Raw genomic sequence first — 25,827 nt, forward strand, 5'->3', positions numbered from 1 at the left:
GGTCTAGAACAACGATCCCTGATCTGGTGCGTCCGGGCTGGGCTTCTTGGCAGGTGTTTTACCAGATATGCCAGTTTTCAGGCGACCATCGGAGAATTCGATTTCCAGAACTCCATGCCCGGTAGCCTGAGATTTGGTTGTGACCACTTCGCCTTCGGCGCGAACGACCGCATAGCCCCGGTCCAGCGTCGCCTTATAACTGAGCGTTTCGCGGAGCCGATCCGTGGCCTCAAGCTGTTGGCGCAGCCGGTCCAGCCGGGTGGTTTGTGCCGTGTCGAGGCGATCTGTCAGCCGGTTCAACGTTTCGCGCCGTGTTTCCAGTTCGCGCTGAATCGGACGCAGGGATAGGCGAGACGACAGATTGCGCCAGCGGTCGCGGCGCGTTTCGACCAACCCACGCAGGGTCGAGGGGCGCAGATGGGCGGACATGTCCAGCAGTTTGACGCGCCGGTTCTGGACACCCCGGATCAAGGCACTTGGCAGCTTTTCCGAGACTTGATCCAGTCGCTGGCGTGGCGTGTCCAGCAATGTCTCGGCCCGAGGCAGGGCGCGCGACAGGTCGCGCAGGCGCTGAGACCTGCGCTGTACTGCATCGGTGGCGGCGCGCGACAGACGCGCGCCTTGTTCTCCGGTCCAGGCCAGTAGCTCCATCCGCACCGGAACAGCCAGTTCAGCCGCAGCAGTGGGGGTCGGTGCGCGGCGATCCGAGACAAAATCGATCAGGGTCGTGTCCGTCTCGTGACCGACAGCCGAAATCAAGGGGATGTCCGAGGCACCCGCAGCGCGGGCAACGCTTTCTTCGTTGAACCCCCAGAGGTCCTCGATCGAGCCTCCACCGCGTGCGACAATGATCAGATCCGGACGTGGCATCGCTCCGCCCGGTGTCATGGCGTTGAAGCCTTCGATGGCGCGGGTCACCTCGGGGGCGCAGTTCGCGCCCTGTACGGCTACGGGCCAGATCAGCACCTTGCGCGGAAAGCGGTCACGCAGGCGATGCAGGATGTCCCGGATCACCGCGCCCGAGGGCGATGTCACAACGCCGATGATCTGGGGAAGATACGGCAGGGGTGTTTTGCGTTCCTGTGCAAATAGACCCTCGGCCTCCAGCTGCTTTTTGCGTTTTTCCAGCAGCGCCATCAGCGCGCCTTGTCCGGCGACGGCGACTTCGTCGACATTCAGGTTGTACTTAGATTGCGCACCAAATGCAGTCAGGCGGCCGGTTACGACGACCTCCAACCCTTCTTCAGGGACAACGGACAAGCCGGATACCTGACCTTTCCACGTGGTGCAGGCCAGTACGTTTCGGTCGTCTTTGACGTCGTAATACAAATGCCCGGACCGCGCCGTAAACACGCGCCCGACCTCACCGCGCACACGGATTCGCCCGAACGAGCCTTCAAGCGTGCGCTTCACCTCTCCCGAAATCTCGGAAACGGAGTATTCGGGGGTATTTTGACCCGGATGCGGGTCGTCAAGCAGGTCGGACATTTCGGCGCCTTGTGTCAAATGCCCACCCAGCTTAGAACGCCGCGAAGGCGAGGCCAAGCAGATCGGAGACGACCCCATGAACATACTCATTCTCGGCAGCGGTGGGCGCGAGCACAGCCTGGCCTGGGCAGTGATGCAGAACCCCAAATGCGACCGCCTGATTGTGGCACCAGGCAACGCGGGCATCGCAGGGATCGCGGAATGCGCGGCGCTGGATATCGAGAACGGTGGAGCCGTGGTCAGCTTTGCCGAAGAAAATGCCATCGACTTTGTGATCATCGGCCCCGAGGCCCCTCTGGCGGCAGGTGTCGGGGATCGGCTGCGCGAGGCGGGCGTGCTGGTGTTTGGGCCGTCGGCCGAAGCGGCGCGGCTGGAAGCGTCGAAGAGTTTCACCAAGGAAATCTGTGACGCCTCAGGCGCATCTACGGCTGCTTATGCGCGGTTTACCGAAGCCGAGCCAGCCAAGGCCTATATTCGCGAGCAGGGCGCTCCGATCGTGGTCAAGGCTGATGGTCTGGCCGCCGGGAAAGGCGTGATCGTGGCGATGGACGAGCAAACCGCTTTGGACGCCATCGACGATATGTTCGGCGGTGCCTTCGGCGGAGCAGGGGCCGAAGTCGTCATCGAAGAATTCATGGATGGCGAAGAGGCGTCCCTGTTTGTGCTCTGCGACGGCGAAGATATTTTGTCCATCGGCACTGCGCAAGACCACAAGCGCGCGGGTGAGGGCGATACCGGCCCGAATACCGGCGGGATGGGGGCGTATTCCCCAGCCCCAGTTTTGAGCGCCGAGATCGAATCCCGTGCGATGGATGAAATCGTCCGCCCAACCATTGCCGAGATGAAGAGTCGAGGTATGTCGTTTCAGGGCATTCTCTATGCGGGTCTGATGATCAAGGACGGGCAGCCCAGGCTGGTTGAATACAATGTCCGGTTCGGTGATCCGGAATGTCAGGTTTTGATGATGCGTCTGGGGGCGCAAGTTCTGGATCTGATGCATGCTGCAGCCGAGGGTCGATTGAGCGAGACGCAAGTGGCATGGGCGGATGATCATGCGATGACAGTGGTAATGGCCGCAAAAGGTTATCCTGGCCTTTACGAAAAAGGGTCCGTTATCAACGGCCTGGACGACCTTCCTGAAGATAGCAGTAACATGGTTTTTCATGCGGGGACCAAAGCTGTTGATGGTCAGGTGCAGGCCGCTGGTGGACGGGTTCTGAACGTCACAGCGCGCGGCGATACCTTGCAGAAGGCGCGAGACCGAGCCTATGCGATGGTGGACGACGTCGATTGGCCCGAGGGATTCTTTCGTCGCGACATTGGCTGGCGGGCGCTCTAACCGAAAGCCTCCCGCGCCCTGACGCCGCATCACAGATGCGCCGCCAAAGACCTTGGGCCGGGCAGCCCGCTGATGCGGGCTGCGGATGGTTTAGGGTGAACAGGCCAGTGCGCGTTTGATTGCACCGTGCGAAAATCGTGCGAGTGGGGTTTGCTTCCACTCTCCGTCGTAGCGCACGCTGACAATTTTTTGCCAATCGGCGCTGGCGACGATGAGTTCCGGACTGGTTCCGCAATCCCGAATTCCGCCGGTAATGAAATCTTCTCCAATCCGATGGTTTGTCAGTCCGTGCAAGGTGGCGATTTCATTAAAACTGCCATCCTCAAAGCGCCAGATACGCAAGGTTTTTGCCAGATGAGGACGGTCGATGTAGGCGATCTCGACATTGCCGTCACCGTCCAGATCAGCGGCACCAATAGGGGCGAGCCAGCGGTTGCGGGTGCCGATATGGGGGGTGGTGGCGATTTTATGTCCGAGGGCGTTGTAAATTGCCAACTGCGCACCGGCGTCTTCTTGCGTTTCGACCACCAGCACCTTGGGCATTCCACTTTGATCGATTTCCACCAGCCGGGGCATAAGATCTTCAAACACCCGGTCCGATGGCAGACGAACGGTCACAGTATGAATTGACGGTATGTAGAGTAGATCTGTTGCAAAAGTGTTGTGCTGTGGCGAGGTGTCTTCAACCCTGATCTCCAACGCGCCATATTCGATAGCGTCGCCCAAAACGCCATGGGCATATCGTGTGGTGGGTTCGGTATAGCGAGCCGAGATGATGACATCGGCTGCCGCTGCGGAGAGACTCCCGGCTAACCACGTACACAACCCCAGCAGCGCGCCGCGTACCCGGCGCTGCCATAGGCGGTCGGGCAGGCGCGGCGCTTTGAGGTGCATCAGATCTGTTTTTCTGGCATCTGCACGACCAGGCCGTCTAACGCATCAGTGACCTTGATTTGGCAGGTCAGGCGCGAGCGGGCAGGATCGGGCTCGTACGCAAAGTCCAGCATGTCCTCTTCCATGTCATCCTTGGCGGGGACTTTCTCGACCCAGTCAGGGTGAATATAGACATGGCAGGTCGAGCAGGCACAGGCGCCGCCGCAATCGGCCTCGATGCCGGGAATGTTGTTGTCACGGGCCCCTTCCATAACGGTCAGGCCGTTGGCGACGTCGACTATATGTTCGGTACCGCCATGCTCGACATAGGTGATCTTTGCCATTGCGTGCGTCTTCCTTCTGCGATGTTCAAATTCTTCCTTAGTCAAGGCAATTAGGTCTTTCCAGCCTCATTTGCGACTCATCGCGCCGCCTCTGGACTTTCCTTTACTTTGTTCTATTTTTGTTCTCATGTTCGTTACTCCTGCTCGCTCTGTAACCTCAAACCGCAGCTGGCCGCGCCCGCCCGCCTGCCTGCCTGCTGGCCAGCTGAACGTTGCACCCGAGGGCGCGCTTGTGACGGTGGCAGGGCTGGTGATCCTGCGACAGAGGCCGGGGACGGCCAAGGGGGTGATCTTTGTCACGCTTGAGGATGAGACTGGCATCGTGAACGTGGTGGTCTGGCGCAAGATCTACGAACGCTTCCGCCGCGCGGTGATTTCAGGGCGTCTGTTGCGGGTGACAGGCCGGATGCAGCGCGCGCATTCAGTGACCCATGTGATCGCGGAAGAGATCGAGGATATTTCAGGCATGCTGGATGTGCTGGTGCGGGCAGAGGGGTAGGGCACGCTGCAGAAATTCGCGCCTATCTTTGGAAAACTGGTTAAGCGACTTATTGGCCTGCGTCTCGAAGACGGTGAATCTGCGTCAACGCGACCTCAATCTTTAGCAGGATCAGAGCTTCGCCAATTTCTGAGGTTGCCAGATCAGGACGGCCATTAAATCCCGAGTTCCACCCCGAGGGGATAGGCAGAGGAATGCGGTTTGCCTCATCTGGTTTGACAAAGAAGAGTTCGGACGTGTCACGAAGCCCGGCATGTGTTCCGATCTGCTCTTTATCGAACCCTAAACTTTCGAGATATGCGATCTGCCCGTTATTGTCATAATAATCGGAAATGTGCTGCACGGCGATACCAGAAGGCGCAAATTCAAGATTCATTGCGGCGGCAACACGAGATTGGGCGGCCTGATTTCCTCCGCTGTCTCCGATCAGAAGAATCTCATCAAACCCATGTAGTGCAAAGCTTCGGATCGTCGCTTCGAGCAGCTGCTCAAAGATCGGACCTGGTAGGGAAATGGTTCCAGGCCATTGCATATGGCCAGTGGGTGACGCGCCAAAGTCGCCTTCGGGCACATACGCAATAACCGGGGCGATCAGGGTGCCCCCCAATCTTTCGGCAATTTGTGCGCTCGTATGCGCTACAACAAAGTTGTGTTTTCCCAGAACTGCGTGAGGCCCATTCTGCTCTGTACCACCGGTCGGAATGATGACTGTCCTGTATCCCGCTTCAAGCGCAGCATGAACTTCTGGCCAGGTCATCTCTTCCAAAAACAGCTGTTTAGGGCGGAACGTGGCGGATGCGGCCTGGAAATAGTTCAGTGTTGCGAAGGCAAATCCTGCCAGACAAAAGACCCAAACATTCCTGCTGCACAAAAATCGGCGCACGCAAAATCCTTTCCGATCTTTCCTTGCGGTTAAAACTTAGTAGATCACTGATCTGTGGATCAGTCACCGCTTAAACAAAACCCCCTGTGCCTGCTTGTCCCGGTGATCTCCGCGCAGTTCGGCATGTAGTGCACGACCTGCCTGCACGCCGGGACGGGCGCTCACGGTTTCCAGCCAACGGGTAAAGTGGGGTTTGTCCTCCAGCACTTGTTGCTGACCTTCCCACAGACTGGCCCAACCCCAGATCGACATGTCAGCGATCGAGTAGAAATCTCCGGCAACATACTCGTTTTCCGCCAACCTTTGGTCCAAGACGCGATAAAGACGCCCGACCTCGGACCGGTAGCGATCCTTGGGGTAAGGTAAGTCTTGCGGTGGGTCCAGTTGCGGCGCGTATTTCAAGAAGTGATGCGCCTGACCGGCCATCGGGCCAACACCGCCCATCTGCCACATCAACCATTCCTCGATTGCGATCCGGTCACGCTCGGTCTTGCCATAGAATCGGTCGGTCTTACGCGCCAGATACATCAGGATTGCGCCGCTTTCGAATACGGAAATGGGTGCGCCATCTGGCCCATCTGGATCGACGATGGCAGGCATCCTGTTGTTCGGGGCGATCTTCAGGAATTCGGGGTCGAACTGGTCACCCTTACCGATGTTGATCAGATGTGTGGTGTAAGGCAGATCCATCTCTTCCAGCGCAATGGACGCCTTCCAGCCGTTTGGTGTAGGCCAGAAATACAGATCAATCGGGTTCGCCATGTGTCCTCCGTGCGTTGCGGGGATCATGCGGTATTCTGACGGATCGGCAAGAGGTGGTTACGAAAGCGTGACAGACACCCCGCCGGGCTTGACGATTCAGGGGCCTAGGCGTAAGGGCTTGGGTAGAGCTACGTGGCGATTTGTTACCGGATTGCGGGCCACGCTAAACAACACCGCTAAAAGGTCAGGATGAAAGGCCCCTTTCGCTTGACCGCGTCTGGGGTTTTTTTGATGTGCGCCCCGATATTCGGGGCCGAAAGGAATGACATGAGCGAGAGCTGGAACAAACGCACCCAAGCCGTCCATGGCGGCATCCGTCGCAGCCAATATAACGAAGTAAGCGAGGCCATCTTTCTGACGCAAGGCTTCGTCTATGACACTGCCGAACAGGCCGAGGCCCGGTTTATTGAATGCGGTCCGGATGAGTTCATCTATGCCCGTTACGGCAATCCTACCGTGTCGATGTTCGAACAGCGCATTGCAGCGTTGGAAGGTGGGGAAGATGCGTTTGCTACGGCCTCGGGCATGGCTGCTGTCAATGGTGCGCTGGTCTCGATGTTGAAGGCTGGAGACCACGTTGTTTCGGCCAAGGCTCTGTTTGGGTCTTGCCTGTACATCCTCGAAAACATCCTGAGCCGCTATGGCGTTGAGGTTACATTTGTCGACGGGACCGATCTGGATCAGTGGAAGGCAGCGCTGCGGCCTGACACCAAGGCAGTGTTTTTTGAATCCATGTCGAACCCGACTCTGGAAGTAATCGATATCGCTGCTGTGGCTGATCTGGCCCATGCGGTTGGCGCAGTGGTCGTTGTGGACAATGTGTTTTCAACCCCGGTGTTTTCGCGCGCGATTGAACAGGGGGCCGATGTCGTCATCTATTCGGCCACCAAACATATCGATGGTCAGGGACGCGCGTTGGGCGGGATCATCATCGGCACAAAGGACTTCATTCGCGGCACCGTCGAGCCTTACCTGAAACACACCGGCGGTGCGCTGAGCCCGTTCAACGCGTGGATCATGCTCAAAGGGCTGGAAACGATGGCTCTGCGGGTCAATGCGCAAGCCAATACAGCACAGACGATTGCGGAATCACTGGAAGGACATGCCGCGCTGGAGCGTACGTTGTATCCGGGCCTGAAAACCCATGCGCAGAACGATCTTGTTCAGGCGCAGTTGGGGGGCAAAGGTGGAACGGTTCTGTCGCTGGATATCAAGGGTGGAAAGGACGCGGCCTTTGCGTTCCTGAACGCCATGACCATCCCCGTGATTTCAAACAACCTGGGGGATGCAAAGTCGATCGCAACCCATCCTGCTACGACAACGCACCAACGTCTGAGCGATGAACAGAAGGACGAATTGGGCATCACCCCCGGTCTGATCCGCCTGTCCATCGGTCTGGAGGATGCCGGTGATCTGTTGGCTGATATTCAGCAGGCTCTGGACGTTTCGCAGCAGTAAGCCACCGAACCCCGATGCGGCGGGACCGTTTCGGGGCTAAGGGCGACTATTGGTACGTCGGCCGAAATCAAGAATGTGTCCAAAGGGAATCTGCGGCGTATTTCCGCCGGGAAGGACGTTTTCCCTTGTCAGGTGACGGTTTTGCGCCGCGTTTCTTCGATCCGGGCTGCTATTGCACACGTATAGGGTTAGACTGGAAAAAGAACTGCAGTCGTATATATTCGGACGACCAACCAAGGAACCCCAGCCAATGAACGTTCACCCGCGCGACATTGACGAACCCCCGGACCGTGAAGAGGCTGCCGCTGCCCTCAAGGTTCTGAGGCATTGGGCGCAGTCCGCTTCCGAGTCCGAGATCAGTCAGCTTGACCCCGCCGTGGCCCGTTTGGTGCCCGGGCTTGCGCCTGTGAACTATCCATCGCTGTCACGCGACTACCCCGAGGATTTTGCCGTAGACACGGCCTATCGTGCGTCCCTGCCGGATTTGCAGAACGGCCCGTCCAGCCTGATCCGTGGGGCCAAGCAACAGATTCAGCATGTTGGTATCTCGAATTTCCGCCTGCCGATCCGGTTTCACCGCAAAGACGGCGATGACCTGACGCTGGAAACCTCGATTACCGGAACTGTCAGTCTGGAGGCCGAGAAAAAGGGCATCAACATGTCCCGTATCATGCGGTCGTTCTACAAACATGCCGAGCGTACCTTCAGTTTCGAAGTGATCGAGGCAGCGCTGAACGATTACATGACCGATCTGGACAGCTTTGATGCCCGCATTCAGATGCGCTTTTCCTATCCGGACAGAGTAAAAAGCCTGCGCTCGGGGCTGGAGGGGTATCAGTATTACGATATCGCGCTGGAACTGGTCGAACAGAATGGCGTGCGTCAGAAGATCATGCATCTGGACTATGTGTATTCATCGACCTGTCCGTGCTCGCTTGAACTCAGCGAGCATGCGCGGTCTATGCGTGGACAGTTGGCAACGCCGCATTCGCAACGGTCGGTGGCGCGAATTTCGGTTGCCGTGGATTGCGATGCGGATTGCCTGTGGTTCGAGGATCTGATCGCTCTGTGCCGCCGCGCAGTGCCGACGGAAACCCAGGTTATGGTGAAGCGCGAGGATGAACAGGCCTTTGCCGAGCTGAATGCGGCCAACCCTATCTTTGTCGAAGATGCCGCGCGGCTGTTCTGCGCTGAGCTTCTGGCCGATCATCATGTGGGTGATTTCCGGGTTATCGCGAGCCATCAGGAAAGTCTGCATAGTCACGATGCCGTGTCGATTCTGACCGAGGGTCCTACCTTTGCAACCTCCAGTCTGGATCCGCGCCTGTTCACGACATTATTCCACGTCGGATAAATCACGCGTCGTAAGCGATTAAACTTAATCGCTGATTTGGCGTGTCAGCGCCTTATTGCCGCAATGCAGCATTAATGCTGCATGCGCGCATATATTGCGTTAACGTGAAGGGGAATGCAGCTGCGGCACTCCTGCGTCCAGATTAGGTGTGCTGCCCCGAAAGGAAGCCGAGACGTGCCACGCCTTGGACTGCAAAACCTCAAAATCCGTCCGAGTGATCGGCGCGGGCAGGGCGTTACACTCTTAATTTCCTGGCTGCATCGCATTTATAGGAGAGACAAGTAATGAATTTGATTTCCCAACCGCTGGAGCTTCAGGCTGCTGCTTTTCGTGTGGCAGGTTACACGATGGTGAGCCAGATGAAGATCATGCAGATCATGGCCCGTACGGCGATCGAGCTGCCGATGGCCCCGATCCATGCCTTGCACGCGGCTGCGTCCGTTCCAGCGCCTGCGCCTGAAAAATCGTCCGTAAAACCCAAACCCGCCGCAAAACGGACAAAACCGAGCGTCGTCAAAGCTGCGCCGGCCGCGAAAAAGCCTGTGGCTAAAACTGTGGCTGTGAAGTCAAAGGCCAAATCTGTCGCAGATTTTTCGGCCAAGCCACGCGTTGCTGCAACGCCAGTTGCCAAGACTGAGGCGAAGCCAACGACTGGTGTGAAGCCCATGACCGCTGTCAAACCGCAAACCAAACCTGCTGAGGTGCCTGTTGCGTCTGCAGTCAAAGTCACGACATCGACACCTCAGAAATCATCTCCTGCAAAGGCGACTACAGCTGCCAAACCTAAAACATCGGCAACACCCGAAACTGTTGTAGAGCAAGCAAAGCCCGCGTCCCGGACGCCTCCTTCGGCATCGAATAAAACGACTCAGGCCGATAAGCCGCAAAACCCTGCACCCTCCGAACAGGTCAAACCACAAATGCGCCGCACGCGCGCGCCGGCCAGACCACCTGTAATGCCCAAGGCGACTGCCAAATCTGAGAAGTAATCTCGGAACACCCGCTTGACACCGTCGGGTTGCCGCGCCAACGCTGCGCGTCATGATGGATCTACGCCCGGTCGGATATGTAATTGGCTTACTGGTCGCCATTCTTGGGGCGACCATGCTGCTGCCTATGCTTGCGGACATGATCGAGGGCCGGGGCGAATGGCACGTCTTTCTGGAAAGCGCGATCATAACCGTGCTGACCGGCACGGTTCTGGCGATGAGCTGCTCGAACGGGGTAGGCGAGGGGCTGACCATTCGGCAAACCTTTTTGCTGACCACCGGTGTCTGGGTGGCACTACCTGTGTTTGGTGCGATCCCCTTTCTGTTCGGTGAAACCGAACTGCGCTTTGTCGATGCCTATTTTGAGGCGATGTCGGGCCTGACAACCACAGGCTCGACTGTGATTTCAGGGCTGGATGCGCTGCCGCAGGGATTGTTGTTGTGGCGCGGAATTCTGCAATGGTTGGGCGGTATCGGTATCATTGTCGTGGCCATGGTGTTCCTGCCGGAGCTCCGCGTGGGTGGTATGCAGATATTCCGGTCCGAAGGTTTTGAGACCATGGGGAAAATTCTGCCTCGCGCACAAGAGATTGCCGGGCAGATTTCCCTAATCTACGTATTTTTGACGTTTGTATGCGCTTTGGTTTATGCCGGATTTGGCATGAGCTTTTTTGATGCGCTGGTACATGCGCTGACGACGATTTCAACCGGCGGGTTTTCAAACTATGACGCCTCGTTCGGAACCTTTTCGGGACCGGCTGAATACGCGGCTTCGGTTTTCATGATTATGGCGGCCTTGCCCTTTGTACGATATGTCCAATTGGCCAATGGTCATACCGGTTCTCTGCTACGGGACAGCCAGATTCGCGCGTTTTTGGCGACTATTCTGGTGCTGGTGGTGATCATGTCGATCTTTCTGACCTCGGTCTTTCCACATCATTGGGAACAGGCGTTCCGCGAATCCCTGTTCAATATCACCTCGATCATTTCGGGGACGGGATACGCCAGTGTTGATTACATGGGCTGGGGCAGCTTTCCGATCATGCTGTTTTTTCTGATTGGCCTCATTGGCGGATGCGCGGGATCAACCGCGTGTTCCATCAAGGTTTTCCGGTATCAGCTGCTGTTCGCCTCAATCAAAACTCAGATCCGGCGGATCAGATCCCCACACGGTGTGTTTATGCCGCTTTATGACGGGAGGCCGGTTGGCCGGGACGTGCTGACCTCGGTCATGAGTTTCTTCATGTTCTTCGTCGTAACGATGGGCGTTCTGTCCTGGGCGCTGGCCTTGACGGGGCTGGATTTCATCACATCGGTGTCCGGCGCCGCGACGGCATTGGCCAATGTCGGCCCCGGTCTGGGGGGCCAGATCGGGCCTGCGGGCAATTTCGCCGGTTTGAATGACACCGCGAAATGGCTGCTGACGCTCGGCATGCTGGTTGGCCGCCTTGAATTGCTGGCCGTCTACGCAATCTTTACCGTTCAATTCTGGAGAGGCTAATGAAAAGACCCCTTGGTGCGCAAATCTCGCACATGCTTAGGGATCGGGGCGTTGATGTGATCTTTGGCATTCCCGGTGTGCACAATCAAGAAATGTATCGCGGCATCGAAGAGGCCGGGATCACCCACGTTCTGGCCCGGCACGAGCAGGGAGCCGGATTTATGGCCGATGGCTATGCTCGCGCCACGGGTAAGCCGGGCGTGGCTTACGTAATCACCGGACCGGGCTTGTGTAATATCATGACACCGATGGGGCAGGCGTACACTGACTCTGTGCCGATGCTGGTTCTGTCGTCTTGTCTGGACGAGACGCAAGCGCAGCGCGGGCAATTGCACCAGATGAAGGATCAGCGTGCTGCCGCCGAAACCGTGACTGACTGGTCCGTGCAAGCCAACACTGCCGAGGCGGCATATGGTTTGGTTGAGCGTGCGTTTGAAGAGTTCGAGCTTTCGCGCCCGCGTCCCAAGTGTATTCAGGTGCCCATAGCCCAGTTGGAGGCCGACGCCGACCCGGCGCCCTTCCCTAATCAACCCGCGTTGCGCACAAAAGCGTTGCCGCCCGATGTCGGGCCTGTCGTATCGTTGCTGAATATCGCGCGCAGACCTTTGTTCATTCTGGGTGGGGGGTGCCGGTCAAACGATTGGCGGCAGATTCTGACGCAGCTTGGGGCGGCTTGTTTTACAACCTATGCCGGGCGCGGAATGGCCGGGGCGAACTATGCTTTGGATTTCGGATCGATGCTCCCGCGCCCGGGCAGCGCCGATGTGATCGCCTCGGCGGATCTGGTCATTGCGGTCGGGGCCGAGCTGGGTGAGGTTGATCTGTGGCGTCGTGACCTTGGCCATACGGCCAATCTGGTCCGCGTTGATCTGGACCCAGAGGTACTGTCGGACCATCACCGCGCCGCCGTTAAATTGCAGGCCGATAGTGCAAGCTTTGCCCGTGCCTTGTGGGAAGAAACTGAAAATGTGAAACCAGCCACCGGATGGACGCCTGACGAGGTGGCCGAGGCTCGTGCTCGCTGGCGCGCCGAGGTGGACGCAGAACGGCCCGGCATCGTGCCTGTCGCAGACGCATTGCGCGCCGCATTGCCAGCCGAGACCATGATCTATTCGGACATGACCCAATTCGCCTATGTCGCCAAAGAAGTTTGGGACATGGCTTATCCACATCACTGGCATCATCCCACCGGATTCGGGACGTTGGGGTATGGTCTGCCGGCCGGGATTGGCGGCGCGGTTGCGCGACGGGGTAAGCCGACAGCGGTGATTGTCGGGGATTATGGATTCCACTACACGATGCAGGAATTGGGTGTCGCGGTTGAACTTGGTTTATCCTTGCCGATTATCCTTTGGGACAACGGTAAGCTGAAAGAGATTGAGGACAGCATGGTGCGGGGTCAGATCGCCCCGAACGCGGTTGTGGCGCGCAACCCCGATTTCTGCAAACTGGCCGAGGCGTTTGGGGCGTTGTCCGCTGCACCGGGCAATCTGGAAGAGATGCAGGCGGCTGTTCGAACCGCTTTTGAGGCGCCGGTTCCGACCCTGATCAGAGTGACGCCGGATATTCTGTAACCGACTATAAAAAAGCGCCGCAGAAAATTGCGGCGCTTTTTGTTTGATTTGGAAATTTGCTCAATCCCAGCAATGAACCAAAACGGTCATTCCGGTCGCCCTGCGGTTCAACTCATTGGGTGAGATTTGCGCCGTCTCCTGAGCCGATTGGCCGGAAACGCCGGCTTGGGTCAGAATTTCGGTCAACCGATCCACCGTGGCCGACAAGCTGACTGAATCGGGCAGGGTGCGGCCCTCGGACGGAGTGGGCAGCAACATCCCCACCACATTGCCGCTGTCGTCGAATACGGGACCACCGGCATCACCCGGTTGCGCATTCAGGGCCAGACGTTTGACACCCTCTTCGCCGTTCAGACCCCGGACGTCGGCAATTTGCCCGTAGGTCAACGTCGGAGCACCCAAAGCGCCCTGATACGAAAAGCCCGACACGGCCACTTCGGATTGAATGCGGGGTTGGTTCGCGCTGAACTCAGCCACACTCATTGGGGACAGTGTCTGGCTTGGCAGCAGGACCGAGATACCCAGGTCAGCATCAGTCCAGGCCACTTGAACCTCCTGATCGCCGTCAAGGGTTACCCGTGTACAGCTATCGGCAGCTTCTGAAACGGTCAAAACCGCACCGCTGGCGTCGGCAAAAAAGCCGGACCGCGACAGGCGCGGCTTGCGCACCTGAAGGCCCGAGACAAGGTCGATCCGCTGGTCGGCATTTGCACCGGCGCCCGAGTCCAGTACAGCCTCGGTGATGGTAAAGCTGGATGACATGGCGGCTAGAACGCGTTTCCGCCGTGCTTCATCCTCTTCAGGCCAAACCAGTGTAAAGCCCTTGATCTTGCCGTCCTTCAACGTGGCCTGGGTGTAGGACACGATGCCATTGCCGCGCCCTTCCAGGGTAAACCGATCCCCGCGCAGCTCACGTGGGCCGTCCAGCGGCACGATTTCCAGCGATTGCATCACGTCATACAGCGCACGCAGCGTGGATTTGCTGCCGTCTTGGCTGATCAATATCGCCTTTGCTCCTAGGTCTGAAGCGCTGTCGAAATGCGCAAAGGGTGCTTCGTAGCGGTCGAATTTGACGGCGCCCAGCGGCATGTCCAACGCGATCCCGGCCTGTTCGTCCGTGTAGCGTTCCATCCCGACACTGATCAGGGGGGCGTTGAAGTCATCCAACAACGCCTTGCGCTGCGCGGTGGTCAGAACGCCGGTCGGCTCATAGCCGTTGAACCGCTGCCAGTCGCCCATCGACCGGCGTGTGCCCTGTCCGAATGCGCCATCGATTGTGGAATTGTAGAACCCTGCGGCCTGCAGTGCGGTCTGCAGGTTCTTGCGTTCCTGCGCGGTCAATAAACGCTCGTTTTGTAAGGCCTCCGAGCGGGTTTCATCCGAGCTTTGTGGTGTCAGCCCCGACAAGGTCTGTTCCGGTTGCACCTCGGGTTCGACCGGAGGCGTAATCACGCCCCGGTCCAGAACATTTGCTCCGATCGGCCAGAACTGTTGTCCCAGCGCGCTTGAGAACGCAATGAAGCTGTCCGCCGGAATTTGGCCTTCGGCTCGGTAGACGCGCAACACTTGCTCGGCGTCGCTGCGCAGGTAGGGGCCGATGACGATCGCGTACCAGCCGCTGTTCAGACGAAACCCGTTCACGTCGGGCAGGACATTGGCATAGGCCTGAGCCCGGTCTTGCGCTTTGCGCAACGAAGGCTGTGCCTCGACCTGGACCCAGACGCCCTGATCCTGTTGGGCGGTTGCGGCGCGCAGGCCAAAGAAGAGAAACAATAGAATTGCCGTTAGTACACGTGTCATTTTCTGCCCGTTTTATGCGGTATTGGTGCTTTGGCGCAGAGTACGCGATTTCAGACTCCGAAAGCCATGGCGCGAATACGGGGAATTTCGGGTGTGGCCGCGCAGTTACAGCATCAGGCCATTGGCCCGTTGACGCCCCTTGGCCCCTTGCATAGGAAGGGCAAAACCGACCGGAACCGGGTGCCGCCGCGCCCAAAGGGAATGTCATGACCGAACCGTCCAGCGCACCTCGTTCTTTTCAAGAGATCATCTTGCGGCTTCAGGCCTACTGGGCCTCGAAAGGATGCGCCATCCTGCAGCCCTATGACATGGAAGTTGGGGCAGGGACGTTCCACCCGGCAACGACCCTGCGCGCGCTGGGGTCCAAGGCATGGGCCGCGGCCTATGTGCAACCTTCGCGCCGTCCAACCGACGGGCGGTATGGCGAAAACCCGAACCGGTTGCAGCACTATTATCAGTACCAGGTTCTGATCAAACCCAGCCCACCGGATCTGCAAGAGCTGTATCTGGGTTCGCTTCGAGCCATCGGTATCGACATGGACTTGCACGATATCCGCTTTGTCGAGGATGACTGGGAAAGCCCGACGCTGGGTGCGTGGGGGCTGGGCTGGGAAGTGTGGTGCGACGGGATGGAAGTCAGCCAGTTCACCTATTTCCAGCAAGTCGGAGGGCATGATTGTACTCCGGTGTCCGGCGAGCTGACTTACGGTCTGGAGCGTCTGGCGATGTATGTGTTGGGCATCGATCATGTGATGGATATGCCCTTCAACGATCCGCAATCGCCCAGTCCGCTAACCTATGGGGATATCTTCAAGCAAACCGAAGAAGAATATGCCCGCTGGAATTTCGACGTGGCCAACACCGAAGTTCTGCTGCGTCACTTCGAAGAGGCCGAGGCCGAATGTGCCGTCGTTCTGGGGCAGGCGCATGACGACCCAAAAACCGGAAAACGCATCATCATGGCACATCCCGCTTATGATCAGTGCATCAAGGCCAGCCATATCTTCAACCTGCTGGATGCGCGTGGCGTGATCTCGGTGACCGAACGTCAGGCCTATATCGGCCGGGTGCGGGCGCTGGCCAAGCAATGCGCGGATGCGTTCGTTCAGACCGAGGCCGCCGGGTTCGAGGCCTAATGGGGCGCCTAAGCCAAACCCGGCAACAACGCCTTAAGCCCGTCTGCAATCATGCTGATCGCGATGGCCGACAAGATCATGCCCATAAAGCGGCTCATGATCACGCGCGCATTGACCGAAAGCCGCTGGGCCAGCCAGGCTGCATTCCAAAAAGTGATCAGAAGCAACGATACCACGAACAGAAATACGCCTGCGTAAACAATGGCCTCAACAGGTTTGGTAATGTGATGCGCGTACAGTATCAGCGTCGTGATCGTACCGGGACCGACGAGAATCGGAAATGCCAGCGGATAAAAGGCGACGGTATCCGGTTCGGGGTAGGATTTCTTTTCGCCATCCGTCCCGTGATGCGAGGTGCTTTCGTTACCGTTCAACATGTTCAGTCCGATCATCAGAACGACCAGCCCACCTGCGACGCGCAAATCATCCACGCTGATACCGAACAGGCCCAGTGTCTGACTGCCGACGGCCGCAAAAGCACTCCCAAGGATCAGGCAGTAGAGTGCCGTTTTCATGGCGATTTTTTTCTGGTCCGCCGCCGAAAGGTTCTGCGTAACACTCAGGAAAACCGGCAGGTTTGTGATCGGATTCATGATCGCAAACAGTGCGCCAAAAAATCCGACTGCGAAGGTCGATTCCATTCCAATAACCTCGTTTCATCCTGTGACAGGTTGGAACCTGTCCTATTTTCTCGAAGCAGGGAAGAGGTCGCATGAACAGGATGTGCAAACAATGATGGGAAAACTGCTGGCTATCATACTTGTCCTGTCTGCCGTGGTGGCGGGCGCAGGCATGTATTACACGCAGGTCTACGGGTTTTACTATGATGTGGTCGCGCAACCGGGCGAGGATGTGACGCTGCAGGCCAAAGACGCCGAATCGCCTGTACCCGTTGCGTATTCCGCGTTCCGGGCGATTGATGCGGATAGCTCTCCGATCCGGTATCGCGCGTGTTTCGAAACCGATTTGATGCCAGCGCGACTGGCAGAGACCTACATAACCGTCGAAAATCCCGAACCGCTGACCGCGCCGGGCTGGTTTGACTGCTATGATGCCGCCTCACTGGCCGAGGCGTTGAATTCCGGACAGGCGCAGGCCTTCATGGGGGTCAAGAACGTTCATTATGGTGTCGACCGCATCGTGGCTGTTACACAGGACGGTAAAGGTTATGTCTGGCACGCGCTGAACAATTGCGGCGAAAAGGCCTATGATGGCACTGTTGTGGGCGAAGAATGCCCGCCCCGGCCGCAAAACTGAGGAGGCAGAGATGGGATACACGCTTGAGATCCCTGCCTTTCTGACTGCCACTCTGGGGTTTGCCGTCTACCTTTTGGGGGCCGGGATCAACGCCCGCGTTGCCGTTTTGCGCAACTTCAACATTCCCGAACCGGTGACCGGCGGATTGCTGGCGTCGTTAGCCGTTTTGGCTCTCTATCTGTTGTTCGGAATTGAACTGTCATTCGAGCTAAGCGCGCGGGATTTCCTGCTGGTTCTGTTCTTTGCGGGGATTGGCCTGAATGCGCGTTTGTCCGATTTGATTGCAGGCGGAAAGACCCTGTTGATCCTCCTTGTTCTGACGCTTGTCACGATTGTGGCGCAGAACATGATCGGGGCCGCAGGCGCCGCATTATTTGGCTATCCGGCGAAGGCGGGCGTTCTGTTTGGCTCGGCAGCGTTGATTGGCGGGCATGGTACTGCCATCGCTTGGGCACCCGAAGTGGCACAGGCCACCGGATTGCAGGGCGCGACCGAACTGGGTGTTGCCGTCGCAACGCTGGGTCTGGTGCTGGCGGCCCTAGTCGGCGGTCCGATTGCGCGGCTGTTGATCGAAGGGCGGAGTCTGAACCCCAGCCGTCCGGATGAAGAACACACGATAGGTGTGCCCGAGGATACCTCGGATAACCCTGCCGCGATCGATCATCTAACCATCATGCGGGTCCTGTTGTATCTGAATATGGCTATCATCTTTGGCTACATGCTCAGCGAAGCGATCAGCGCCGCCGGTCTCAAGCTGCCGCTATTCGTTCCCTGTCTGATCATGGGCATCGTGATCGGCAATTTGCGCATGATGCTTGCCCCTTCGGCCCCAGCGGTGTCGCGCACACCGGCGCTGGCACTGATCTCGGAATTTGCACTGGGCGCATTTCTGGCCATGTCACTGATGAGCCTGCAGCTTTGGACCATTGCCGAGCTGGGCATGGCCATTGCCGTCATCATGACCGCACAGACCCTGTTTGCCGTGGCCTTTGTACTGTGGGTATTGTTCCCGCTGATGGGGTCGAACTACCGCGCCGCCGTATTGTCAGCCGGGTTTGGGGGTTTTGCACTGGGGGCGACGCCGACCGCTATCGCCAATATGACCGCCGTAACCAAGCGATATGGGCCGTCGCCTATTGCCTTTATCGTACTCCCCCTTGTATCCGCATTCTTTGTGGATATCGCCAATGCCATCGTCATCCAGATGATCGTTAATTTCTAAGGACTGAAAATGCCCGACCTGCTGATCGAACTGTTTTCCGAGGAAATCCCCGCGCGCATGCAGACCCGCGCTGGTGAAGACCTGAAAAAGCGGATTACCGACGGATTGGTCGAGGCTGGCCTGACCTATGCCAATGCCGCCGCCCTGACCACGCCGCGCCGCCTGACGCTGGCGGTTGAGGGGCTGTTGGCCGAAAGCCCTACCATTCGCGAGGAACGTAAGGGTCCCAAGGTTGGCGCTCCTGATAAGGCCATCGACGGCTTTTTGCGCGGTGCCGGTCTGACTCGCGATCAGCTTGAGGAACGCGATACGCCCAAAGGCGCGATCTATTTCGCCACCATCGAAAAGCCGGGCCGCCCGGCGGCTGAGATTGTGGCCGAAGTGCTAGAGGCGACGATCCGCAACTTCCCGTGGCCCAAATCGATGCGTTGGGGCAATGGAACCATGCGCTGGGTGCGCCCGCTGCACTCGATCCTGTGCATTCTGACGGATGAGGCGGGCGCGCAAGTGGTTCCGATGGAGATCGCAGGCATCAAGACCGGAGACACCACCGAGGGCCACCGTTTCATGGCCCCGAACCGGATTTCTGTCACCTCGTTCGAGGATTACGCCGCCAAGCTGAAACGCGCCTTTGTGGTGCTGTCGCCCAGTGAACGCGCCGAGCATATCTGGAACGATGCCCAGAACATGGCCTTTGCCGCCGGTCTGGAAGTGGTGGATGACAAGGGCCTGCTGGCTGAGGTCGCAGGGCTGGTCGAATGGCCTGTTGTGCTAATGGGGCAGATCGATGCTGAGTTTTTGGAACTGCCACCCGAAGTGCTGCAAACCTCGATGAAGGAGCATCAGAAGTTCTTCTCGGTGCGCAATCCCAAGACGGGCCGGATCGAACGCTTTATTACCGTTGCCAACCGCGAGACTGCGGATAATGGCGCGACCATTCTGGCCGGGAACCAAAAGGTGCTTTCGGCGCGTCTGGCCGATGCGAAATTCTTCTGGCAGAACGACCTGCGCGTGGCCAAATCGGACATCGCCCAATGGACCCGCGCGCTGGAGAATGTGACCTTTCACAACAAACTGGGCACGCAGGCGGAACGGATCGACCGCATCGCCGCACTGGCCCGCGAACTGGCGCCGGTGACGGGTGCCGATGCCGATCAGGCCGAGAAAGCCGCGCGTCTGGCCAAGGCTGATTTGAACTCCGAGATGGTCTATGAATTTCCCGAACTTCAGGGACTTATGGGGCGGTATTACATCGAGGCTGCAGGCGAAGATGCCACCGTGGCTGCGGTCGCGCAAGAGCATTACTCGCCGCTGGGTCCATCAGACGACGGGCCGACCGCGCCGCTGTCAGTGACCGTGGCGCTGGCGGACAAACTGGATACGCTGACCGGGTTTTGGGCGATTGATGAGAAGCCGACAGGTTCGAAAGACCCGTTTGCTTTGCGTCGTGCAGCGTTAGGTGTTATTCGGTTGGTGTTAGAGAATGAGCTAAATCTGTCGATTGGAGAAGTTGTCAACAAAGCCATCGAAATCGGGCAAGAACCAGAACTGTCCTACGTCCGAGAAATGCAGATTTATGTTGATGAGAATGCGAGCAAACGGGATGTAAGCGCAGCCTTCGAATTTGCATTCTCGCGGGCGGAAGGGTGGACCCCTTCGCCGCTGAACTGGCAGCCAAAGGATGAAACGGTCAACACAAAAGCGATGCCAGATGCAGATCGAGTAGTTGGTATGTATAAGGACGAATTTGGCTGGCCGTATTCATCCTTCAACAGTAGTGCACGGGCTCGTGCAGAAACATCGTATATGCCTTGGTCTGCCGTGACTCCTAGAGGATTTGTCGAAAAGCAAAATGACCTCCTCTCCTTCTTCCACGACCGCCTCAAAACTTTCCTCCGCGACGAGGGCATCCGCCACGATATCATCGATGCCTGTATCGCGATGGACGGCAATGACGACCTCAACCTGCTGGTCAAACGTGCTCGGGCGCTGAACACCGTCATGACCACGGAAGATGGCAAAAACCTTGTTCAGGGCTTCAAGCGCGCCAACAACATCCTGTCTCAGGCTGAAGAAAAGGATGGGGTCGAATACTCCTATGGTGCGGATGTGAAATTTGCTGAGTCGGATAGCGAAAAGGCGTTGTTTGCTGCTTTGGACGCGGCACAGGCTCAGATCGATCCGGCGTTGAAATCCGAGGATTTCCCCGCTGCCATGTCCGCCATGGCCGCGCTGCGCGGGCCGGTTGATGCCTTCTTTGAGGATGTTCAGGTCAACACCGACAATGACATCCTGCGCCGCAACCGTCTGAACCTGCTCAGCCAGATCCGGCAGATCTGCTCGAGCGTTGCAGACCTGACCAAAATCGAAGGTTGATCGTCCGGGCGCGTGTCAAAGCGCGTCCAGAACGCCCTTGCGCCATTGGCGTAGGCGCTTATGCTGCGGCGGAACCAAAAAGGTGCCGCAGTGCAGAATAACCCGCATACCACGCTTATCACACCAGATGCGCCCGTCGCTGCCAACACGCATGGCGGACGCGCCAAATGTCTGCAGCGCCTTGTGCGGCTGGAGATGCCAGTGCCGCGCACGGTCGCGTTGTCCTTTGACGCGGTTCATCGGATTGCCGAGGGGGAAATCCCGGATCTGACAGCGATCCTTGAACAGTTCGACTCTGCGGCGTTGTTGTGCGTCAGACCCAGCTCGGAAGACCCCGATTGGGGCGGTCCGGGGGCGGTGCTGAACATCGGCATGAACGATGCGCGTTATGTGGACCTGTCGGATACGATGGGGGCCGAGGCCGCCGCTGCGCTGTATCTTCGGTTCGTGCAAAGCTATGCAGTCCACGTGGCGCGGCTGGATGCGGATGTATTTGACGACATCGAGGCGGATGGCAGCGAAGGATTGCGCCAGTCGCTGCGCGCCTATGAGGATGAAACGGACGAGGCATTTCCGCAGGATCGCGGAGAGCAGCTGATTGCCGTGTTACGCTCGATGGCGCGAGCATGGGATGGCACCTCGGCACGTCTGTTGCGGCAAGCCAAGGGCGCACCGGCGGATGCCGGGCTGGGCTTGGTGATTCAAGAGATGATCCCGGGGGTCGGTCAGGGCGAATGCGGATCTGGTGTGCTGCAACTGGTTGATATCACGACCGGAATGCCGCAGATTACCGGCCGCTATCTGAGCCAAAGTCAAGGCCGGGATGCGCTGGGTGCCGGTGTGTCTGCGTTGTTTCTGGAAAAGGATCCACGTGGTCTGTCGCTTGAGGAAGTGGCGCCCAAAGCGTTTGCTGATCTTAAGGCGCAGGCCGCGTTGATGCGCGAAAAGCTGCGCGAAGAAATGCAGGTCGAATTTGTCATCGAAAACGGCCATGTGCACATTTTGGACGGGGTAAGGGTGCAACGCAGCGCCCGGGCAGCCATGCGCATTGCGGTTCGTCTGGCCGAAGACGAGATCATTCCACCGCAAGAGGCGGTGATGCGTGTGGACCCTCATGCGCTGAACGAATTATTGCACCGTCAGGTCCACCCCGAAGCGCGACGTGATGTGTTGACGACCGGGATTGGTGCAAGCCCGGGGGCGTCGACCGGCAGGATCGTCTTTACTGCCGCCGAAGCGCAAGCCAGCGCCGCGCGGGGCGAGGCCTGTATCCTTGTGCGCCGCGAGACCTCGCCTGAAGACGTACGCGGGATGCACGCTGCCGTCGCTGTTCTGACGGAAAAGGGCGGAATGACCAGCCACGCCGCCGTGATTGGTCGGGGGCTAGGTCTGCCGTGCATCGTCGGCGCCTCGGAAATGCGGTTCCAGACCAAGAAGAAGATTCTGTCCGCGCCGGATGGGCGGGTGTTCAAAACCGGGGACATTCTGACGATCGATGGAAGCTCGGGGCAGGTACTGGCCGGGCAGCCTGCCATGCTTGAGGCCACCCTTGATGACTGTTTCCAGACGCTGATGGGCTGGGCCGACGCAGAGCGCGACATTGAAATCCGCGCCAACGCGGATACGCCCGCCGACGCCCAGACGGCCCGCAATTTTCAGGCCCAAGGCATCGGGTTGTGCCGCACCGAGCATATGTTCTTTGATCCTGGCCGTTTGATCGTGATGCGCGAGATGATTTTTGCGCAAACGTCTTCGGGCCGTGCAGCCGTGCTAGAGCGATTGCTGCCGATGCAGCGCGAGGATTTTGCGCAGTTGTTTCGGATTATGGAGGGACAGCCCGTCTGCATTCGCCTGTTCGATCCTCCCTTGCACGAGTTCCTGCCCACCACCCGCAGCGGTCAGCGTGAACTGGCCGAAGCGCTGGATTTGCCGGTCTCGGATGTGGAGCGTCGGGTCGATGCAATGAGCGAATACAACCCGATGCTGGGCATGCGCGGTGTCCGGTTGGGGGTTACTGTGCCTGAAATCTACGACATGCAGGCGCGGGCGATTTTTGAGGCCACTCTGGAAGCCAGTAAAAACGGCGCACCCGTGGTGCCCGAGGTGATGATCCCGCTGGTTTCGGCCAAACGCGAGGTTGAGTTGGTCAAATCCCGCATTGACTCCGTCGCCGCTGCTGTCGCTGCTGAACAGGGACAGGAATTCGAGTATCGACTTGGTGTGATGGTGGAAACGCCTCGTGCCTGCCTGCGCGCCGAAGAAATTGCGCCACACACAGCGTTTCTGAGTTTTGGTACGAATGATTTGACCCAGATGACCTATGGCCTGTCACGCGACGATGCCGGGCGGTTCATGTCTGCCTATGTACGGCAGGGGGTCTTTACCGAAGATCCGTTCCACGTGCTGGACCCGGATGGGGTTGGGGAATTGCTGAAACTCGGGGCCGAACGCGGGCGCGCTGCACAACCGGACGTGACGCTGTCGGTGTGTGGTGAGCACGGTGGAAACCCCGAATCAATCGCCATTTGCCGGGACCTGGGGTTCGACTATGTGTCCTGTTCACCCTTCCGCGTACCGGTCGCTCGGCTGGCTGCCGCTCAACTGGCAATTTCGTCCAGACTTGGGGGTTGACATAGGCCAAAAGCCCTAGGATTAGTGGGTTTGGGATGGACCTGTGGTCGAATATTTTCGGCCCCGCGGGCAAGATTTCTCTTGCTATTTCATCAGATATGGACCTTTGCCCCGGACTGGGGTATCAGCCTCGTCGCGCCCGCCGGGGGAGGGTATGGCGCGTGAAGTGCCTGTGCGAGGTTATCTGATGCTACGTTACATAATGGCCGTTGCCGCTTTGGCAGCAGCCGTGCTGCCAAGTGCGTCTTTCGCCGAGAGAGACGCAACCAATTCTGCCAAGCAAGAGCTTGTGGCCCGCAGTGAATTGCCGGGGCAAAGCTTTCGTGATTATCTGAAATTGTTCCAACCCCGAAAGGTGGTTGAACCGATTAACGTGTCCTATTCCAAGGCATGGCTCGATCAGCAGCCCAAGGCGACCGGCGACGAGAACTGGAAGTGCCTTTCAGAGGCGCTGTACTTTGAGGCGCGCGGTGAAAGCGTTCGCGGTCAGTTCGCGGTGGCCGAGGTTATCCTGAACCGGGTCAAAAGCAGCCGTTTTCCGGGTTCTCTTTGTGGGGTGATACGTCAGGGAACAGGTAAAAAATACCAATGCCAGTTCACTTACACCTGCGATGGTCACAAGGAAGTCATCCACGAAAAGAAAGCCTTTGAGAGGGTCTCCAAGGTTGCTCGTGCCGCTATCGACGGGATAGCCAAGGATCTGACAGAAGGGGCGACCCACTATCACACCACGGCTGTGCGCCCGTCTTGGTCGCGCGTTTACAAGCAAACCGCGCGAATTGGTGTGCATATTTTCTATCGCCACAACTACCGGACTGCGAGCAACTGATTGACGCACCCGCGCTGGAAACTTGATGGCGCGGGGGATGATGCAGTCTATATTGCGGGCCAGGAGGCCCGTGATGAATTTCAACCGCAGACAGATCCTTCAAACCGCAGCAGCAATGTCGCTGCTGCCGCTTTCCGTCAGGGCGGAAGTGCCGTCGCTGGAAGCCCGGGTGACATCGCAACGCCTCGCGCCGGACGGATTCCCGAACACAGAGGTGTGGAGCCTTGGCGGTACGGTTCCGGGAACGCCCCTTCGCCTGAAACAAGGCGAGCGTCTGCAACGCAGATTGCTCAATAACCTGCCACAGGCGACTTCGGTTCACTGGCACGGTATCCGCATCGACAATGCCATGGATGGTGTTCCGGGTCTGACGCAGGACCCTGTGCCGACCGGAGGGGGCTTTGACTATGAGTTCACTGTCCCCGATGCCGGAACGTATTGGTATCACGCGCATAACAAATCGATGGAGCAGGTCGCGCGGGGGCTGTACGGCCCGTTGATCGTCGAAGAGGCAACGCCGCCGGACGTTGATCAGGATCTGGTTCTTATGCTCAATGATTGGCGGCTGGATCCCGAGACAACGCAGATCGTCGACGACTTCGATAATGGCCATGATCTGAGCCACGCCGGGCGGCTTGGGAACCTTGTGACCATCAATGGTGCGTTTGATCCGGCGTATTCGGTAAAGCGCCATGAGCGTCTGAGGTTGCGTTTGGTCAATGCCTCCAATGCCAGGATTTACGATATCGGGTTGGATGGCTTGTCGGGTTGGATTGTCGCACTGGACGGAATGCCCATGGAAACGCCACTGGCGGTTTCAGCGTCTTTCCCATTGGCACCGGCGCAACGCGTTGATTTGGTTGTCGATGTCCGTACCGAGGAAGAGACGGCCAATCTGATCAGCATTGAGCAGGACGGCGCCTATGGTCTGGTTCGCTTTGATATCGCCGGAGCATCCGCGCGCGCGCTCAGTGAAGACATAACCGCCTTGCCCTCCAACCCGTTGCCCCAAATGGCCGACGTTCATTCGGCGCCCCTGCATCGTATGGTTCTTCAGGGTGGGGCGATGCGGTGGCTGGAAAGTGCCCGGATCGGGGATGCGATGTTGACGGGGCGCGAGTTGGCGCAATTGGGACGGTTCTGGGCGTTGAACGGATATGCTGAGCGTCCGTCGGATCCCTTTTTAGATGCCCCTTTGGGCAGCCTGCACCGGATCGAGTTTGTCAACGAAACGGTTTTTCCGCATGCGATGCACCTTCATGGCCACCATTTCCGGCTGGTCCTTGAGGACGGCTCGTTGGGGCCGTGGCGAGATACTGTCCTTGTCGACCGGGGGCAGACCCGACAAATCGCTCTGATGGCTGACAATCCGGGTGATTGGCTGCTGCATTGCCACATGCTGGGACACGCTGCGTCAGGCATGATGAGTTGGTTCCGCGTGACCTGACGCCGCATTCGGCAGTTGGAATGGCGTATGTTGGAGTGCTATAGGCCCTCGCATCGCCTAAAGTA

21 protein-coding genes and 1 riboswitch are annotated in these 25,827 nt (G+C 58.2%); of the genes, 13 read left to right on the forward strand and 8 right to left on the reverse strand.

Going from position 1 to position 25,827, the window contains the following annotated elements:
- Window positions 1–3 precede the first annotated feature (3 nt).
- The gene (gene xseA / locus HW561_RS03430) at window positions 4–1,488 is read right to left on the reverse strand and encodes an exodeoxyribonuclease VII large subunit (protein ID WP_176861803.1); all 1,485 of its coding nucleotides are present in this window, start codon (window positions 1,486–1,488) and stop codon (window positions 4–6) included.
- Between the two features lie 76 nt (window positions 1,489–1,564).
- Here xseA and purD point away from each other — a divergent pair, with 76 nt between their 5' ends.
- Entirely contained in the window at window positions 1,565–2,827 is a 1,263-nt protein-coding gene (gene purD / locus HW561_RS03435; RefSeq protein WP_176861804.1) for a phosphoribosylamine--glycine ligase, read from the forward strand.
- A gap of 90 nt (window positions 2,828–2,917) precedes the next feature.
- Here the strand turns inward: purD and HW561_RS03440 are convergent, their stop codons facing one another.
- Together HW561_RS03440 and HW561_RS03445 are read right to left on the reverse strand one after the other, a co-directional pair.
- On the reverse strand, window positions 2,918–3,721 hold the full coding sequence (locus HW561_RS03440) for an FG-GAP repeat domain-containing protein (protein ID WP_176861805.1): 804 nt from the start codon (window positions 3,719–3,721) through the stop codon (window positions 2,918–2,920).
- Window positions 3,721–4,044 carry a 2Fe-2S iron-sulfur cluster-binding protein gene (locus HW561_RS03445; protein ID WP_176861806.1) on the reverse strand — a complete coding sequence of 108 codons (324 nt, stop codon included), beginning with the start codon at window positions 4,042–4,044 and terminating at the stop codon, window positions 3,721–3,723. Before HW561_RS03445 ends, HW561_RS03440 begins: the two co-directional genes overlap by 1 nt.
- 127 nt (window positions 4,045–4,171) lie before the next feature.
- Here HW561_RS03445 and HW561_RS03450 point away from each other — a divergent pair, with 127 nt between their 5' ends.
- Complete coding sequence (locus tag HW561_RS03450) at window positions 4,172–4,543, forward strand: OB-fold nucleic acid binding domain-containing protein (protein ID WP_176861807.1); 372 nt, start codon at window positions 4,172–4,174, stop codon at window positions 4,541–4,543.
- A 49-nt stretch (window positions 4,544–4,592) separates the two neighbouring features.
- Here HW561_RS03450 and HW561_RS03455 read toward each other — a convergent pair whose 3' ends face one another.
- Complete coding sequence (locus tag HW561_RS03455) at window positions 4,593–5,426, reverse strand: creatininase family protein (RefSeq protein ID WP_176861808.1); 834 nt, start codon at window positions 5,424–5,426, stop codon at window positions 4,593–4,595.
- A gap of 63 nt (window positions 5,427–5,489) precedes the next feature.
- A complete protein-coding gene (locus HW561_RS03460) occupies window positions 5,490–6,188 on the reverse strand; it encodes a glutathione S-transferase N-terminal domain-containing protein (protein WP_176861809.1) in 699 nt (232 codons plus the stop codon).
- Window positions 6,189–6,310: 122 nt separating this feature from the next.
- Window positions 6,311–6,388, forward strand: a riboswitch (SAM riboswitch).
- A 67-nt stretch (window positions 6,389–6,455) separates the two neighbouring features.
- On the opposite strand from HW561_RS03460, the gene metZ reads away from it, so the two are divergent.
- Together metZ and folE2 are read left to right on the forward strand one after the other, a co-directional pair.
- Window positions 6,456–7,646, forward strand: coding sequence for an O-succinylhomoserine sulfhydrylase (gene metZ / locus HW561_RS03465; protein WP_176861810.1), 1,191 nt, complete (start codon window positions 6,456–6,458; stop codon window positions 7,644–7,646).
- Window positions 7,647–7,896: 250 nt separating this feature from the next.
- On the forward strand, window positions 7,897–9,000 hold the full coding sequence (gene folE2 / locus HW561_RS03470) for a GTP cyclohydrolase FolE2 (protein ID WP_176861811.1): 1,104 nt from the start codon (window positions 7,897–7,899) through the stop codon (window positions 8,998–9,000).
- A gap of 340 nt (window positions 9,001–9,340) precedes the next feature.
- Here the strand turns inward: folE2 and HW561_RS03475 are convergent, their stop codons facing one another.
- Window positions 9,341–9,730: a hypothetical protein gene (locus tag HW561_RS03475; protein WP_176861812.1), complete on the reverse strand. Its 390-nt coding sequence runs from the start codon at window positions 9,728–9,730 to the stop codon at window positions 9,341–9,343.
- A gap of 311 nt (window positions 9,731–10,041) precedes the next feature.
- On the opposite strand from HW561_RS03475, the gene HW561_RS03480 reads away from it, so the two are divergent.
- Together HW561_RS03480 and HW561_RS03485 are read left to right on the forward strand one after the other, a co-directional pair.
- Window positions 10,042–11,490 (forward strand): TrkH family potassium uptake protein, encoded by a 1,449-nt coding sequence (locus HW561_RS03480; RefSeq protein ID WP_176861813.1) that lies wholly within the window; start codon window positions 10,042–10,044, stop codon window positions 11,488–11,490.
- Window positions 11,490–13,064, forward strand: a complete 1,575-nt coding sequence (locus tag HW561_RS03485) for a thiamine pyrophosphate-binding protein (RefSeq protein ID WP_176861814.1) — start codon at window positions 11,490–11,492, stop codon at window positions 13,062–13,064. The genes HW561_RS03480 and HW561_RS03485 overlap by 1 nt, the downstream gene beginning before the upstream one ends.
- 60 nt (window positions 13,065–13,124) lie before the next feature.
- Here HW561_RS03485 and HW561_RS03490 read toward each other — a convergent pair whose 3' ends face one another.
- Window positions 13,125–14,864, reverse strand: a complete 1,740-nt coding sequence (locus HW561_RS03490; RefSeq protein ID WP_176861815.1) for a serine protease — start codon at window positions 14,862–14,864, stop codon at window positions 13,125–13,127.
- Window positions 14,865–15,070: 206 nt separating this feature from the next.
- Here HW561_RS03490 and HW561_RS03495 point away from each other — a divergent pair, with 206 nt between their 5' ends.
- The gene (locus HW561_RS03495) at window positions 15,071–16,000 is read left to right on the forward strand and encodes a glycine--tRNA ligase subunit alpha (protein WP_176861816.1); all 930 of its coding nucleotides are present in this window, start codon (window positions 15,071–15,073) and stop codon (window positions 15,998–16,000) included.
- 8 nt (window positions 16,001–16,008) lie between these two features.
- Here the strand turns inward: HW561_RS03495 and HW561_RS03500 are convergent, their stop codons facing one another.
- Window positions 16,009–16,641, reverse strand: a complete 633-nt coding sequence (locus HW561_RS03500) for a MarC family protein (protein ID WP_176861817.1) — start codon at window positions 16,639–16,641, stop codon at window positions 16,009–16,011.
- A 91-nt stretch (window positions 16,642–16,732) separates the two neighbouring features.
- On the opposite strand from HW561_RS03500, the gene HW561_RS03505 reads away from it, so the two are divergent.
- From HW561_RS03505 to HW561_RS03530, 6 genes are all read left to right on the forward strand, one after another.
- Window positions 16,733–17,257, forward strand: a complete 525-nt coding sequence (locus tag HW561_RS03505) for a DUF6446 family protein (protein WP_176861818.1) — start codon at window positions 16,733–16,735, stop codon at window positions 17,255–17,257.
- 10 nt (window positions 17,258–17,267) lie between these two features.
- On the forward strand, window positions 17,268–18,479 hold the full coding sequence (gltS, locus tag HW561_RS03510) for a sodium/glutamate symporter (RefSeq protein WP_176861819.1): 1,212 nt from the start codon (window positions 17,268–17,270) through the stop codon (window positions 18,477–18,479).
- Between the two features lie 9 nt (window positions 18,480–18,488).
- Window positions 18,489–20,855, forward strand: a complete 2,367-nt coding sequence (gene glyS, locus HW561_RS03515; protein WP_176861820.1) for a glycine--tRNA ligase subunit beta — start codon at window positions 18,489–18,491, stop codon at window positions 20,853–20,855.
- Between the two features lie 60 nt (window positions 20,856–20,915).
- Entirely contained in the window at window positions 20,916–23,486 is a 2,571-nt protein-coding gene (locus HW561_RS03520) for a putative PEP-binding protein (RefSeq protein ID WP_176861821.1), read from the forward strand.
- 187 nt (window positions 23,487–23,673) lie between these two features.
- Complete coding sequence (locus HW561_RS03525) at window positions 23,674–24,315, forward strand: cell wall hydrolase (protein ID WP_176861822.1); 642 nt, start codon at window positions 23,674–23,676, stop codon at window positions 24,313–24,315.
- A gap of 73 nt (window positions 24,316–24,388) precedes the next feature.
- Entirely contained in the window at window positions 24,389–25,762 is a 1,374-nt protein-coding gene (locus HW561_RS03530; protein WP_176861823.1) for a multicopper oxidase family protein, read from the forward strand.
- The last annotated feature ends 65 nt before the right edge of the window (window positions 25,763–25,827 follow it).

Source organism: Ruegeria haliotis (assembly GCF_013377785.1).
In the GTDB taxonomy this organism is placed as follows: Bacteria; Pseudomonadota; Alphaproteobacteria; order Rhodobacterales; family Rhodobacteraceae; genus Ruegeria; species Ruegeria haliotis.